Source organism: Cerasibacillus quisquiliarum (assembly GCF_014202495.1).
GTDB lineage: Bacteria > Bacillota > Bacilli > Bacillales > Amphibacillaceae > Cerasibacillus > Cerasibacillus quisquiliarum.
In genome coordinates, this window is sequence record NZ_JACHHA010000004.1 from 240,618 (window position 1) to 256,160 (window position 15,543).

Consider the following 15,543-nt stretch of genomic DNA (forward strand, 5'->3'; position numbering starts at 1 on the left):
AGGAGCGTGTCATATCTCAGCTTGATGCGTAAAATTATGAATACCTACCGCACGATTAAATTTTGTAAACAGATAGGCTTCTTCATTATCAATTTCCGCACTTCCCATGCTAAAAATGCCATCTGTACGATTTACGGTTACTTTCTCTCCATCAATATCGACCGTTTTAGTGAAAGTTTCTTCACGTACTTCTTTTATTTTAGATGCAATCTTTCCAAATGCCTCATCCCATGAAATAGGTTCCCATTTGTCACTTCCAGGCTTTCTAATTAACGGATGTGTGACACGTTGATCAGAATTCACCATTTCCTTCATGGAACGGCCTTTTGGACACAATGAACCTTCATTAATTGGGTGATCAGGATGCCCTTCTGTTGAAATGACCTTATTATCTTTAATTTTTACCTCAAGTCCACAGCCCACTGAACAGAAGTGACACAAACCGTAAGCTGTCGATGCTCCTGCTGTCATCATTGGAAAGGCTTTGTCAACATCACCCTTCTCAGCATGAACTTTCTGCTTATCGGCTAGTGCTGCAGCTGCTATCGAGGCTGCTGTAAACTTCATAAAAGATCGCCTTGAAAGTTTTGCCATGATACTTCTCCTCCAAATCCTTCTGAATCTTAACTCATATATTTCCCAAGAGAATCTATTTATTATATTTATTTTCTCTTTATTCTCTTGAACTAGGAAATAACCAATAATATTTAATAAAATGACCATTATGAATCTAGTACAAAGGGATAAAGAGTTGTCATAGCGACAATATCATAATAGATCCCCTTTAATATAGAATTATATCATGTGACAAGCTTAGTTTTCAATATATTCTGACGATTACACTGTTTTCACTTTGTTAATGGTGTAAATGTTTTGGGGATTTATTGTAAAGGCGTATAGAATATACTAAATTTACGATGATTTTATGTCATTAACATAAATATAAAAAACACCTTCAAAACAAGTTTGAAAGTGTTTTATTAATCTTTTTATTCATTTATGGCACTCAAATAATATCTTCATGACTTTATTATTATTTTTTTATATCACAAATCGCTTTCTCTTTAACGCCTAATGCTTTTAGAATGATTTCCATTGGACAAAAGCCAGTTAAAGAAGAAAACATAAGCATAAAACCAACGAAGCCAGTGAAGAACAGCCAGTATGGATGATGAACTTGACTTAAGATTACACTACTTAATACAAAAAAACCAGCCATAAAACGAATGATCGAATATTTACCATTCACTACAAACATACGAGTACCCCCATTCGTATTTAATCATATATATTTATAATTAAAAATACAAAGATTATGTATTCTTTTTACATCATTCGTTTTATGTTAATACATAGGATAGTGGATATAAAAGGATTTAAATAACCTTGATCAGTTTTAAATGCACAATCTCGTAGATAAGAAATGATCGACAGTTCTATAAGGTTTATTTTTATGATTCATTTAACTTCTGAAAAATGTGCAATAATTGCTGTTTTTCTTCACTCGTTAATTTCTCAAACATTTCTTTTCGTAATCGTTGACCTTCCGCATGAGCACGATGCAATAGTTCTTTTCCTTTGTCTGTAATATCTAGTAAAACAATTCGACGATCATTCTCATCAAATAGACGTACAACTAATTGTCGATTAACTAACTTTTCAAGTAAATGTGTTACTGTTGGAGGAGTAAGACCAAGTTCTTTTGCAATTTCCGATGGACGGGCTTTGCGATTTTTATTTAAATATCCAAGTGTTAAAACATGAGATATACCTAAATTCTCATTAAACATTTTATTCCATTTAATAATTAATCCATTCGTGAATTTATCCATATTATGTAAAATTTCAAAAACAGTTTGCTCTTTCATCTCCACCCTCCTTGATGTTTATAGTTGGTGGTTCGTGATGAAGTGATTCAAAATATATAAAAAGAAGTCAAAGCACAGTTATTATTCTCTAGTTCCCGAATAATAAGAAATGCTTTAACTTCATACTCTATTTATTGGGCAGAAAATCCACCGTCAATAATGATTTCAGCACCTGTAATGTAACTAGAATCATCTGATGCTAAAAATAAGGCAGCATTTGCTATATCTTTTGGTTGGCCTAATCGTTGTAAAGGTGTTGCTTGTATGAGACGTTCTAACAGTTCTTTCGATGTATTTAAAGATTTTGTCATCGGTGTTTCAATAATCCCTGGAAATAGTGCGTTTACACGGACTCCTTGACGACCAAATTGAGTCGCTGCCGCTTTAGATATAGCACGAACAGCGCCTTTTGAAGCTGAATAATGGTTAAACCCTTGCCCTATTTGTGCTGTATATGATGAAATGTTAACAATAGAACCTTTTCCTTGTTCTGCCATAATAGGTGCAACATGCTTCATTCCCGCAAATGGACCGAACCCATTAATCGACATCATGAAATCCCAATCTTCCTTATCAATTTCTGTATAAGGTTTTTCTGAAGAAACACCAGCATTATTCACTAAAATATCAATAGAGCCAAACTTTTCCTTTACTTCTCTTGCAAATTTTTTCCAATTCTCATCTGAGGAAACATCCAATTTCATGCCATAAACGTTTTCTTTTTCGCTAACTTTACTTAAAGCATCTTCATTAATATCTGCTGCTATGACAGTCGCTCCTTCTTCCGAGAATAGTTCTACCATGCCTTCTCCGATTCCAGAAGCTCCCCCTGTTATAATTGCAACTTTACCGTCTAATTTACCCATAAAAAATCGCTCCTTTTATTTAGTGATTTATGTTAATTATATTAATTCCCATAATCACAATTTTCATTAAAAAATATGACTGAAGCAAAACAGTTAGACATCTAACTATTTCAAATCTAATTATACGGCGTTTCAAATTATCATGCAAAACATCTGCCTATTTTGGGAATCCAAGGTAATTAATTAAAATAACATTACATTATACACTATATATTCTTGAAATGTCAATAAAAAAATTGACATTTTTTAATTAATATGATATTATGTAAGTATAATGATTTTAAAGTTATATTTAATTTTTCGAACAAAGCATCTTCTTCTATACAGAATTTAGATGCGTTTTTTAATTTTTACATCTCACCGTACTATGATTTCATCTCATACAAGTTTATTTAGAAACAATCAACCTAAACATAAAACCTACAATTTAAAGGAGAGTCATTTAATGAATTTACTTAATGAAAAAGTAACCCATAAAGTCTTTGGTAACGGAAAGATAGTAGGTCAAGATGAATCTATCATCACCGTTGACTTCAATGAAGATATTAAAAGATTCGTTTATCCCGATGCTATTGGAACTTTTATTTCACTAAAGGATAAAGATACTGCAAAGTCCTTAAAAAAAATCATTTCAAAGAAAGAAACGGAACAGAAAGCAGTCGAAAAGAAACGTGAAGAGAAAAAGAAACAAAAGACACTTGAGCTACAGCGTATCAAACAATTAAAGAACCATAAAATTCATGAAAGTTCACAAATCGTCTTTTGGTTAGATGAAAATGAGCAACAGAGTGTCTTTACAGATTGGCAAGTATCTACCGGTAAGATAAAGAGTGGACCAAATAAAGGTCAACCTAATCGAGCGGCTCGATTGCGCCCAAATAGTGCAGCTCTTCTAACGGTTAGAGAAGAAAATCAAGCAGAGACAGATAGACAAATTATTGGTCTATACATGGTAAAGGAAACATTCGCTGGAAATCTTAGTGAAGATGGAATGGTTCCAGCTCATGCATATTATAGAATCAAGCTTACGGAACAAGAAGCAGAGAAAATGCTTTTCTGGAATTATTATAAAAACAAGAACTATCCTCATCGAACATCTTGGAATTCTGGTAAATATCGTTATTTCGATAACGTTTGGACCGCACAAATTCTAAAAGATATTATGGCATTAAAAACAGATGAAGAAGAAAGAAAACAAGTTAAAAGCTTTCTAGAATACTTCTTGAAAATGAACCTCCTCGATATAAATCATATCCCTAAAGCATGCGGTGCTTTAAAACAATAATAAGTAACATATAGTGACTCTCACATTAAAAGGAACGAAGGTAAGCGTTCGTTTTTTATTAACTGAAGATACACGACTAAATAATCCCCAATCATTAAAAGGGGGATTATATTTTTTGTGTAAAATTTGTAGGGAGTAACTTTTTCAGCTCTATAGACAGGATAGCCGTACTACCAACAAAATCATAAACTAACATTATCCCTCTATTCCACTTACCAATAACAGCCCTCATTTTCATACCATTGTGTACCCGTTCAATTATTTGAGCTCCTTCACACTCCATGAATGCACCAAGAAGTGAAATAAACATGTAACGTTAAAAGTAGAACTAGCGATATTACAAGTGCTCACTAATAACTTTAGAATTTGCTACGGTTGATTCTATTTTGTAATAGTTAGCGATTGAACGAATATTTTTTAAAATAGTGTGAAGGATCTTATTCATTAAAAATTTATGATAAAATATCCTTTAAGAAAAGGTGCCAATTCAGTATAAGGCTATTTTGTTGCGTAAGTTTATGTTCGATTTATAAAAAAAGAGTGCGAAAAATGAATAAATACATTAAAATGAATCGATCGAAAACGTAAAGATAGCTTAATAGACCCTGATAAATTTGAAGGTCCTATGTATCAAATATTTTCCAGTGATTTAGGGGCATGGAGTATAGAAATAAAGCTTACTAGCGATGGTTCCTTTACTGGTAAGTATGAAGATGCCAATGCTGGAATGTCTGGAAATGGTTATTTATCGACAAATTATATAAATAAGTTTACAAGTTGCTTTGATGAAATCCAAAGACTGGATGTGGAAACCTACTGATAATATAAGCAAATCAGTCTGAGCACTTCAAAAAGGAGAGGTTCAATTGAAATTTGTTTACCGAGAAGCGGATTTAAGAAAAACTATTTTTGAACAGGTTTTCCCTGATGCACCTGAAGAAATAACAAAATTTGGCCTTGAGCACATTGCGCTCGGACAAATTATCAAAATAGACGGGGAAAACACATTGAAAGGCTGTGTCATAGAGGCTGATGAAAATGGATTACTCGTCATTTTAATGCATCACTTTAAAGTTGATAAAGCGATTGGTTATCAGTACTTTAAGTTTGCTAATATACAAGGCATTAAAGTGAAAGAAGGCATGCTTTTTTATAAGTTGACCTTCCAGTTCTTTGACGGTAAAAACTATGTCATTCGAGTCCAAAAGCGGAACACGAAGCATTTACCAAATCAACACGAGAACATCAAAATAATAGTAGATAAACTTCATGACCAGAATCTACGAGACATGGATAATGAAATCTTAAAGAAAAGTAAAAAAGAAAAGCGCATTCTTAGTTTTTTCTATGTCACAACCTTGATCATTTTTTTAGGGTTTGCTTTAAATTTTGGATTTAAATATATTAAAGACAGTTTCTTATTATTCTTAATAATCATTATTGGCACTGGTATCCTGCATTTTGTAGTATTTATGTTCGCTGTTCTTTATCTGACGAATAGAAAAGAGAGGCCATTTACGAAAGAGTTCAATGCCGTTATGAATACATATCGTGAAACAGATGATGCTTACCAGTTACTCGAGAACCTATCAAACCTTAAAAACCAACCAAAAACCCAAGAAGCGTCTAATGCGTATGTCTACTGCATTATATCGTACCAATCAGTTAGATGAAGCGTTTGATTATTTAAATGCGATTGACACAAAAGATGAAAACTTACTAAAAGCAGTTGAACAGCAACGTGCTGTCTTTGAGGGAAAAGAGGTACAAGATCCGATAGATTAACAGAAGAAGAGAACAAAGGTTGGGAGAAGATAAGAAAAATCCACTACTTGATGTGAAAGTAAAACCTGCATTTTAACGAACAGATGTGTGGAAGCATGATAGAATTTACTACAATGAAACAGTCGAAGTGGCTGACAACTACAATGTTGCGGTTTCCATTAACAGACGTTATTTACACGAGGTCATGAATCGTTTTTCTTTCTATCACTTTTCTAATTTTAAAAGATACATTCCGTTACTTCAATCGGGAGAGAAATTCTTAGAAGAAGGTCCTGAGGATTGGGGAGAGTTGCTTGGTGATCAGGGAATCACCACAGCTATCCTAGATTGTCTTTTACATCGGTCGGAAGTTATTCACCTAAATGGTGAAAGCCACCGAATTAAATATAGGAATTCTATATTTTAATCGAAAATGTTCAAAATTAATGAGCAAAAAGTGTTCAATTTTACTTGACGGTTACACAATGATAAGATTACTAAAATAGAATAAATAAAAAGCCATGTTCATCATTTTTACAACACAGCTTTTTGAGATTATAACAATATCTATACAATTATTAGGTCGTTTTTTGAATATGTTTTCTAACCCAGTCAACGACCCTGTTGAATGTGGGTCTTTTTTCATTATCACTAATCGACATACTCATGCTATATAATTCTTCATCACTCAATATGAATTCATATCCATTTAAGTTTAAAAATGTACTCGCAGTTAAGTAGCCAACACGTTTATTTCCATCTACAAAACAATGGCCAATTGTAAAATAATACATATATGCAGCTGCTTTTTCTTCTATTGAAGGATAATGTTCTATTCCCTCAAAGCTCTGCTGAGGTAGATAGCACTTAGCTTCTACACAATGCATTCCTTCTTTAGGATTTAACCCTAGTAATCCACCATATCTATTAATTGAATATTCATGTATCATCAATACGTCTTTGGGCTGTAAATACTCATACATTTTTATTCACTTAATTTTTTGAGTGCCTTATCGTTCTTATCGCATGCTTTTTTCACCAAGGAAAGGATGAGATCTTCACGTAACTTCTCTACATTTTCTTTTTTAATTGCCCCCATCTCTTTCTCCTCCTTATCACACACTGTTACCACTTCCTTTTGGATAGTTTATGTAATAGTGTGTCTTTTTAGTATGTAAATTATAACATACTTATAAGATATTTGGTACTTAAGTATATTCCAAAGTTTGAGTCAAGTATTTATGGGTAATATTATTAAACTATTAAATACTCTTTTTTAATACAAGTTCCTGACTGCTTCCGTAATTGATATACACTTCGCTTTCCTGTCGGCACGGCCTCAACTTCCCGAAACTCTATGTGTTTCGGGTGATTTTCGGCTCGCGCTGTCCCGCGGGAGTCTTCGTGTATATCTACGAAGAGCAGCATAAAATTTTTAAACCCTTTTTTAAAGATTGGGTATTTCTATGCTAAAAAACAAATGAAGAATTGCGATTCGGGTGGATACTACTGCCTTTTTTCTGTAATAGCATGTAAAAAATAGGAAATTCGGATGATATGTGGAAAGTCCATTTTTAAAATTTAATATCTACATAACATTAAATCGGATAATCATGTGGAATTCGGTTTCCTTGCAGGCAATAAAAATCATGTCTATGAGCTATTTTAACAGCTCCTTTCGTATTCATTTGGACAAACGATAGTGATTTCATTCGTTTAGTGAAGGTACAGTTTATCCGTTATTGATTCGAATGGAAAAAGAAAATTTATTAAGTTCAACCTTGAAAAAGTCTACAGCTGGTCCAAAAAGAAAGTATTATTCAATTACGGAAAAAGGTGAGCAAGAACTCATTAATTTCACCAAGCGTTGGGAGCATCTAAGTCATTCAGTCAATAAAGTTCTCAAAAAAGGGGAGATGTAAAAATGTTGTCAGAAGACAGAAGTCCATGTAATGAACTACACTCCTACATTCACCTAGTAGTAGCTGAAGATCAAAAGTTAAGTATCGATGAACTCCATGAACAAAGAATCTTCAAGGGAAAATAAAAAGCAATTACTCCAATTGTTAATTGATAGAATTTCTATTAAGCAACTGAAGAATCGTTCTCGAACAGTTTATAATATTGTATTAGATTTTGATTTTTCGCAAGTTAACATATCAAGGACCTTTACACTTATTCACCTATTGTATCGTGAAACGGATAATGAACATACCTTTTCAATACCCGCTTCCGACAGTAAAATTCCACCTTATCTTCAACAATTTTTGCCTCTATTTATGATACGGTTCCCCGTGGTTATTTGAGAGGCAAAAACAAGCATTGAGATGAGAATCTCAATGCTGTTTACCCTTTTGTACATAATTATGTAGCCACAAAAACTGTCTAGACAATTCCTCATTTCTGGACACGCCTTCCAAAAACCTAGGATACTTTTCATCTATTGATAAATTGGGATATACTTTATTAATTGCTTCAACTATTATTAGTGGATCTATAATCCTCTTAATAGAATCGTAGTTTTCTCTTTCAAGACTTGACTTCTTCGAACCAAATTCCCCAAATGCTGTTGGTGTGTATGCATTTAGTAATTCAAATACAAAATCGTGATTATCATCTATTTGTTTTTTTATAAACTCTGAGGCTTCACCAGTTTCCCCATATTCGTTCCATATAGATAACAAACTAGGAAAAGATTTTAGCTTATTTACTTCTATTCTACCTTCATCACTTAAATCTCTAGATATCCTATTAGATAGTTTAACTGCCAAATCCATATACTCTTCTTTAGAAAAACCTTTTGGATTTGGATGCTCTTCGGTATCTCTTCTGAATCCAAATAAACATTCAGCGGCAAACGATAATGAATCAGCACTATATATTATTTTTTCAGCAAATTTAAATCTTTCTTCTTCTGTATCTAAATTTTCTATACAGTCACCTATAAACATTGCACCTTGTCCAAATGGATTCATAAATTGAAATAGTTGTTCCGGGTTAGGGAGCATGCTACCCAACCTTGATATAGATAGTGCTAAATTCTTAGATTGTATTGAAGTAAAGTTTTTGCTTAAACGTCTCAGCTTGGAAATGAATGTCTCTGCATTTCTTTTATTCATTACCTCTTTAATTTTATCAACCACAACATCTACAGAATAATTAGTACTTAGCTCTAATATAGCATTAATTTCTTGATCGGATACGTCTCTACTTGTGATTGCATAAGTGAAATATCTCTGAAAGTATTGAGGAGAACAGATACGTTGTTTCTCACTCCATTCCTGCTCCCAGTCGCTTCCATAATGAACATTGTTAAAAATGTTATTGAGTTTTGGAAATAGAAAACATAATAAATCTATGATTTGCTTACTTTCTTCTTTTGAATACTCTTTTAGAGCCTCTTCTATCTGCTGTTTTCTTCTTTCCTTTTCTTTTTCATCATGATTATGACCAAACCCGCTTTTGATATCATTTAAGAATAATCCTTTATTATCTCTTATTAAGGAATATACCTTCGGTATAAAAACTCTAACTCCTTCAATTAACATCAAGTCAACAGTATTTACCTCATTCCTTAATATTGGTAAAGAGAACATTAAAATATTCGTATATAATTTTGCTTGTCTAGGTGTTTTTAAGTGTGGTTCAATCCCCTTAGTAAAATAATTAGCAAACTGTGTAACTTCTGATTTGGACAAATTAATTTTAGAAAACTTTAACACTTCATCAATTTCTCTGAAGCAAAAGCTTCTTAAATCCTCAAAATCAATTTGAGGGAGATGTAGTGGAACTTGAATGATTTTTTCCAAAAATGAATTTCCTGTTCCACCGTTATCAGAACCATATCTTTCTTGTAATGCAGAAGATACAACGTGTTTATCAAAAGCTAATACATAAGCTGTGTATTTAATGTCTGCTGTTAATTTCACCAATCTAAACACAGCATGTATTTCCTTCTTTTCTAGTCTATCAATATCATCTACAAGAATTACTATTCTTTTTTTCTCATGCTCTAACAGCTCTTCAATACGTACTCTTAACTCTTCTACATCAGCTTTTGAAAATAATGATACTATTCCTTCTGCAATTTCAGTCTTACCTAAAAGAGTTGCAGGTAGTTTTGCATATTTCTCCAAAAACTCACCGACTTTTTCCTTTCCTGTTTGTATATTTTGATCTATTGCATTTGCTAAATCATAAAAAAAATTCACTAGCATTTCATCTTCATTTCCAAATCTCCATGGGTTAAATCTTAAACAGACAACATCTATCTCATCTTGAAGTTCCTTTTCTATAAAATTTAATACTGAAGTTTTCCCTTCTCCCCAAGCTCCATATATCCCTACTACAATACTACTTGGATCTTTTCTTTGAGATATTACGCTAGATATCCTTTGTGCAAAAGGATATCTATTAAACTTATCTAGACTTGGATCAATTATTGGTGCATCTGAAGAGTAATTTTGTTCCACTTTCTTCTCCCCCTATCTAATTAATTTCTTTAATAGCTATCGTCAGTTAGAGCATAATCAAAAATCTATTAAGAAAAAAATATTATTTTTTATTTCTTTTCCAAAATAGAAGACTATTAATGTATTTATTAAAAGTATAATTCGGAATCAGAAGTTTCTTTACACTCTCGTTTAAAATATAAATTAGTTTATTTATATCTTTTGTTAAATCATCTGATTTTATTGAAATTATATTAAATTCTACATTTTTCTTATATTCATCCCTAATTTTTTCTTTTACAGAACTCAAAAAGAATGTAGATACATCAAGATGACTAATCTCTTCGGGCAATTCCGATTTATCAATGGTCTTTTGAAGATAATAAGCTAATGGTATTCCCTTAGACTTTTCATAAAAAATCTCCTCACCTATTTCTTCATTTCGTATAGTTTTATACTTTTCACCTAACCAACATATTATTTCCAAATCCCTCATATCATAAGCAATATCTAGTGTCCCATTTATAATTATAGAATAAAGTTCATTAGTCAACTCCACCTCTACCTCTATTAAATCAAGTTCATCCTTTTTCCATTTTGGTAGTTCCCCTAACAAAATTTCTTCTGCAGCCTTTTTAGCTTCTTTATCTGCATTATTCTTAAACTGGTTAATCAGAGTAGCATTTTCTATTATTTTGTTGATAAGTACCTTTTCTCTCTTTTCAAATGCTGAATAAATATATGATTCTTTTAATTGTATCAAAAAGTCAATATTATATTTTGCAGTGTTATATAATCCTATTCCTCTGTTCTCTTCCAAAATCCTTAAAAGAGGATCGTAGCTGTCCTTGACTATAAAAGACCTTTTACTAAAATTTAGTGTACTGATAGCAATAAAAATAGCTATTAATCCTATTATATTGCCCATAGTAAAATAATCGCTAAATATGTTAACAAAACAAACCCAAACGTTGCGTATAGCTTCAATCCAATCCATGAAATACGTATCCACCTTTAGTTTAATCTGCTTAAATTAATTTAACACTCGTGTCTTCATGGTTATGAAAACTTATATACTCCTACATGCAAAAATGCCAGTCATTCTTTTAAAGTTCCTTTTACTAACTTTTTAAGATGACTGACATTGTTGTTATAATCTATATTCACCTTTTGACTCTGCTGCCTGCTGTATATCCCAATCCCTTACTTCCGTATGTTCCGCCATCAACTCCGCCTGATGCATTACTGTATCCAATGCTTTTTTTGCTTGATCTGGTGGATAGTCATACTTTCTTAGAAGTCTCTTAATGATTCTTCTCATTCCAGCGCGAGCGCTTTTTCTGACATTCCAATCTATCGTCATGTTACGTCTGATTGCTTGAGTTAACTCATTAGCTATTTTAAGCAATACCTCATCATCCATTAACTCTTTTACAATAGATTCAGAAGTTAAAGCGTCGTAGAATGCAATCTCATCATCATCAAGCCCAAGCTCTTCTTCCTCTTGGCGAGCTTTTTTCATGTCTTTAGCCATTTGAATTAATTCTTCCATTACTTCGGCATTGGTAATGGCTTGATTTTTATATTTATTCAATGATTGCTTTAGCTTTTCTGAGTATTTTTGGGATTTTACAAGATTGCGTTTTTCCATTGTCTTAATATTGCCTTCAAGCAATTTTTTAAGCATTTCAACGGCTAGGTTTTTATGTTCGTATGAACGCACTTCTTCTAAAAATTCCTCTGATAAGATGGAAACATCAGGATGTTTCAAGCCCATTACTTCGAAAACATCAACAGCTTCTTCAGAGATAATTGATCGTTCGAGTAATTGACTTACACGAGCTTCTACTTCTTTCTTTGACTTACGCTTCGGCTGTTTTTCTTGGAGTTTGTTTAAACTTGCTTTTACCGCTTTGAAATAACTGACCTCCAGAGCAACCTCTTTTCCCTCATCTGTTGCCGCACAAAGTGAGTGAGCTTTCGCTAGTTCTGTTGCTGTCTGTTTATATTCTTTTTGTTCCTTTTCATTCTTTCCGAAGATTACATTCATACCACCTGTAATAGCGCGAATACGTCCAGCTTGTGAAGTTCCCATATATGCAGAGTAGTCATAGCCATGCATCATATCTTGAAGTATCTCTAACTTCTCTTTCATAATTGCAACTGCAGCAGATGTATCAATACCTGTTGTTTTCTTATCGCTATCTGTATATTGATTTAAAGCTTTCTTTAAGCTTTCTAATATACCAATGTAATCAACAACGACTCCACCTGATTTATCCTTAAATACACGGTTAACACGCGCAATTGCCTGCATTAGATTATGACCTTGCATTGGCTTGTCAATATACATCGTGTGCATAGAAGGTACATCAAAGCCTGTTAACCACATATCACGGACAATAACGATTTTTAATTCATCACTATTATCTTTCATTCGTCTCGCTAGTAAATCACGGCGTTTCTTTCCACCAATATGGGCTTGTAATGCGTCTTCGTCCCCTGCACTTCCTGTCATGACTACTTTAATTTTACCTTTATCATCATCATCGGAATGCCAATCTGGACGTAGACTTACAATTTCATTATAAAGAGCTACACAGATTCGACGACTCATACAAACAACCATAGCTTTTCCATCAATCGTCTTTGCTTTCTCTTCATAATGATGAACGATATCCTTCGCTAATTGCTTCATACGATTAGGGGAACCTACAATGGCTTCAAGTCGAGACCACTTAGACTTGTACTTTTCGCGTGTTGATTCCTCTTGGTCCTCCGTTATTTCTTCAAATTCTTCATCTATCCTAGCTAATTCTTTTTCATTTGCCTCCAAACGAATAATACGATTCTCATAATATATCTTTACGGTTGCTTCATCTTCTACAGCTCTCGTCATATCATAAATGTCGATATAATTACCAAATACAGCTGGAGTAGATTTATCTTCTAACTCAATCGGCGTACCTGTAAAACCGATAAAAGAGGCGTTTGGAAGTGCATCACGTAAATATTTTGCATAACCATATTTCACATCGCCTGTTTTTGTGTTTGTCTTGGCAGAGAATCCATATTGGCTACGATGAGCTTCATCAGCAATAATGATGACATTTCTACGGTCTGTTAGGACAGGCATTTCGCCTTCTTCTTCTGGCTTAAATTTTTGAATGGTGGTAAAGATAATACCACCAGATTCTCGCTCATTTAAAAGATCATATAATCCGTTTATTTCTTTAGCCTTTTCATTGGCCTGTTGTCTTTTCTGCTCGTCACTAAGCTTCCTGACATCGGCTTGTTTGGGTGCTTGTCTTAATATATCTTGTGATTTAGCGAATGTATTAAATAACTGATCATCTAAATCATTACGGTCCGTAATCACAACAATGGTTGGGTTATTTAACTGGTTTATAAGCTGACCTGTATAGAACACCATTGAAAAACTTTTCCCAGATCCTTGAGTGTGCCAAATAACACCGATTTTGCGATCTCCATTTTCACTTGTTGCAGTCTTTGTATGTTCTACTGCTTTTTTTACTGCAAAATATTGATGATAGGCAGCCATTATTTTAGCAATGGTCTTTTTACCCCCAATTTTGTTACCATTTTCATCTCGTTCTTCCTCATGAGATTCCTGAAAAAGAATAAAGTTTTGAATGATATCAATCAAACGGTCTTTAGAAAGCATGCCTCTCAACATGACTTCATATTGAGGCACTTCCAAAGGTTCAATTGTTTCTCCATCCACCGAACGCCAATTCATAAAGCGTTCCTGATTAGCAGTAATTGTTCCTGCTTTGGCATTAATCCCGTCCGATAAGATACAAAACGCATTATAATAGAACAAAGAAGGAATATCACGTTTATACGTTTGAATCTGCGCATAGGCATTATCAATACTAACATTTTCATCAGTAGCTGATTTTAACTCAATCACTACAAAAGGAATACCGTTAATGAATAAAACTAAATCTGGGCGACGCTCTTCTTTTTCAACAATAGTAAATTGATTTACAACAAGAAATTCGTTATTTGATGGTTCTTCAAAATCAATTAAAAAGGCCTTCATGGAACGATTTTGACCATCTCTATGAAACGATACGTCTATTCCTTCGGTCATTAATTTGTGAAAATATCGGTTGTTTCCTTCAAGACTTGGGCTATTAAATGCAATAATTTGTCGAAACGCTTCCTCCAACGCTTCGTGCGGCAAATGCCTGTTATTCTTAAATAAAGCATCTTTCACACGGTCTTCTAGAATGACTGTTCGATAATCTTTGCGTTCAGATCTATCCCCATCAGGACTGATTTCTGGCCCAAAGATATATTCGTAGCCAAGTTCTTGGAGGATCTCAATTGCAGCTTGCTCAAGCTTATCTTCCGTAAAATTTTCTAAGTAGCTCATTTACTTCACTCCTTTCTTATTTAACAACATCTATATTTATGCTATCTTTCATAACTTTTTATCTTATAGAGAAACACGAATTTCACCGGACATAAGTTTTGGAAGGAGAACATCTCTTATTTCTATTAAAGTGTCGTTTTCTTCTTTTATTCTAAGTCTTTTTTTATAGATACCTTTAATTACTTGGGTGAATTTATTTTCAAGCTTTTTGCTTGGAACTAATATTAATGCATTATTTAAGTTATTTACTGTGATCTGTGGCTGCTGGTTGAAGAAGGAGATGGTTTTGAAGAAGATCGTGATGAATATACATACGAAAACATCTTCTGGGTGCCTGCACGTTGGGACTTCATTAAAGACAATGCAAAGGATCCAAAAATTGGGCAATACAACCACCTTTAATAGACCGCAGCTTACACTTATATCGCTGCACTCTACAAAATTGGGGTTTTCCCTTTTTATTCCTATATTCAATTCTCTCTTTTGACTGCTACAATTATATTCTAACAATCTTTTTCTATATTTTAAGAGATCAAACACATTTATCCACTTCATTTAAAAAACATCTTTGCCAGTTGTAACCGTCAAGTAAAATGACACAGTTTTCGCTAATTAAATTGACACATTTTCATTGCTAAAAATCGTACTTCGATGTTTCATTCTATAGCTATCTCCATTAAGATGAATAATCTCAACACGATGCATAATTCTATCTAGGATAGCCGTTGTTATTGCTGGATCACCCAGTAGCTCTCCCCATTCTTTCGGAGCTTTGTTTGATGTAAGGACAATACTAGTTGTATTATATAAACCATTGATTAAATGAAAGAATAGGTTTGCTTCACTTTGGTTCATTGCCATGAACATTAAATCATCAATAACCACTAAATCGGCATCTCTTATGCGC

At 33.3% G+C, this 15,543-nt stretch carries 13 protein-coding genes and 2 pseudogenes; 5 read left to right on the forward strand and 10 right to left on the reverse strand.

Annotated features, from left to right (window positions below; genetic code table 11):
• Nucleotides 1-9 precede the first annotated feature (9 nt).
• From HNQ35_RS14630 to HNQ35_RS07060, 4 genes are all read right to left on the reverse strand, one after another.
• Nucleotides 10-594 carry a molybdopterin-dependent oxidoreductase gene (locus tag HNQ35_RS14630; protein ID WP_218026191.1) on the reverse strand — a complete coding sequence of 195 codons (585 nt, stop codon included), beginning with the start codon at nt 592-594 and terminating at the stop codon, nt 10-12.
• A 439-nt stretch (nt 595-1,033) separates the two neighbouring features.
• Nucleotides 1,034-1,258 carry a YgaP family membrane protein gene (locus HNQ35_RS07050; protein WP_146936723.1) on the reverse strand — a complete coding sequence of 75 codons (225 nt, stop codon included), beginning with the start codon at nt 1,256-1,258 and terminating at the stop codon, nt 1,034-1,036.
• 193 nt (nt 1,259-1,451) lie between these two features.
• Entirely contained in the window at nt 1,452-1,868 is a 417-nt protein-coding gene (locus HNQ35_RS07055) for a MarR family winged helix-turn-helix transcriptional regulator (protein ID WP_146936726.1), read from the reverse strand.
• Between the two features lie 131 nt (nt 1,869-1,999).
• On the reverse strand, nt 2,000-2,734 hold the full coding sequence (locus HNQ35_RS07060; protein ID WP_146936728.1) for an SDR family NAD(P)-dependent oxidoreductase: 735 nt from the start codon (nt 2,732-2,734) through the stop codon (nt 2,000-2,002).
• 445 nt (nt 2,735-3,179) lie between these two features.
• Here HNQ35_RS07060 and HNQ35_RS07065 point away from each other — a divergent pair, with 445 nt between their 5' ends.
• The 4 genes and pseudogenes from HNQ35_RS07065 to HNQ35_RS14230 form a co-directional block, all read left to right on the forward strand.
• Nucleotides 3,180-4,019, forward strand: a complete 840-nt coding sequence (locus HNQ35_RS07065) for a malate synthase (protein WP_146936730.1) — start codon at nt 3,180-3,182, stop codon at nt 4,017-4,019.
• 866 nt (nt 4,020-4,885) lie between these two features.
• Nucleotides 4,886-5,692 (forward strand): hypothetical protein, encoded by an 807-nt coding sequence (locus tag HNQ35_RS07070; protein ID WP_146936731.1) that lies wholly within the window; start codon nt 4,886-4,888, stop codon nt 5,690-5,692.
• Entirely contained in the window at nt 5,655-5,804 is a 150-nt protein-coding gene (locus HNQ35_RS07075; RefSeq protein ID WP_146936733.1) for a RagB/SusD family nutrient uptake outer membrane protein, read from the forward strand. The genes HNQ35_RS07070 and HNQ35_RS07075 overlap by 38 nt, the downstream gene beginning before the upstream one ends.
• A gap of 265 nt (nt 5,805-6,069) precedes the next feature.
• A pseudogene (locus tag HNQ35_RS14230) lies at nt 6,070-6,210 on the forward strand (ATP-binding protein); the annotation flags it as partial.
• Between the two features lie 151 nt (nt 6,211-6,361).
• Here HNQ35_RS14230 and HNQ35_RS07080 read toward each other — a convergent pair.
• A complete protein-coding gene (locus tag HNQ35_RS07080) occupies nt 6,362-6,766 on the reverse strand; it encodes a type II toxin-antitoxin system death-on-curing family toxin (RefSeq protein ID WP_146936735.1) in 405 nt (134 codons plus the stop codon).
• A 723-nt stretch (nt 6,767-7,489) separates the two neighbouring features.
• Between HNQ35_RS07080 and HNQ35_RS07085 the strand changes: the two are divergent.
• Nucleotides 7,490-7,705: pseudogene (locus tag HNQ35_RS07085) on the forward strand (PadR family transcriptional regulator); the annotation flags it as partial.
• A gap of 414 nt (nt 7,706-8,119) precedes the next feature.
• On the opposite strand, the gene HNQ35_RS07090 reads toward HNQ35_RS07085, so the two are convergent.
• The 5 genes from HNQ35_RS07090 to HNQ35_RS07110 form a co-directional block, all read right to left on the reverse strand.
• The gene (locus HNQ35_RS07090; protein WP_146936739.1) at nt 8,120-10,255 is read right to left on the reverse strand and encodes a KAP family P-loop NTPase fold protein; all 2,136 of its coding nucleotides are present in this window, start codon (nt 10,253-10,255) and stop codon (nt 8,120-8,122) included.
• 82 nt (nt 10,256-10,337) lie between these two features.
• Nucleotides 10,338-11,231: a hypothetical protein gene (locus HNQ35_RS07095; RefSeq protein ID WP_146936741.1), complete on the reverse strand. Its 894-nt coding sequence runs from the start codon at nt 11,229-11,231 to the stop codon at nt 10,338-10,340.
• A gap of 153 nt (nt 11,232-11,384) precedes the next feature.
• Nucleotides 11,385-14,636 carry a type I restriction endonuclease subunit R gene (locus HNQ35_RS07100; RefSeq protein WP_146936743.1) on the reverse strand — a complete coding sequence of 1,084 codons (3,252 nt, stop codon included), beginning with the start codon at nt 14,634-14,636 and terminating at the stop codon, nt 11,385-11,387.
• 63 nt (nt 14,637-14,699) lie between these two features.
• Nucleotides 14,700-15,191: a restriction endonuclease subunit S gene (locus HNQ35_RS07105; RefSeq protein ID WP_146936745.1), complete on the reverse strand. Its 492-nt coding sequence runs from the start codon at nt 15,189-15,191 to the stop codon at nt 14,700-14,702.
• 57 nt (nt 15,192-15,248) lie between these two features.
• Nucleotides 15,249-15,543, reverse strand: a 295-nt coding sequence (locus HNQ35_RS07110) for an ATP-binding protein (protein WP_183330129.1), incomplete at its 5' end; no start/stop codon positions are given.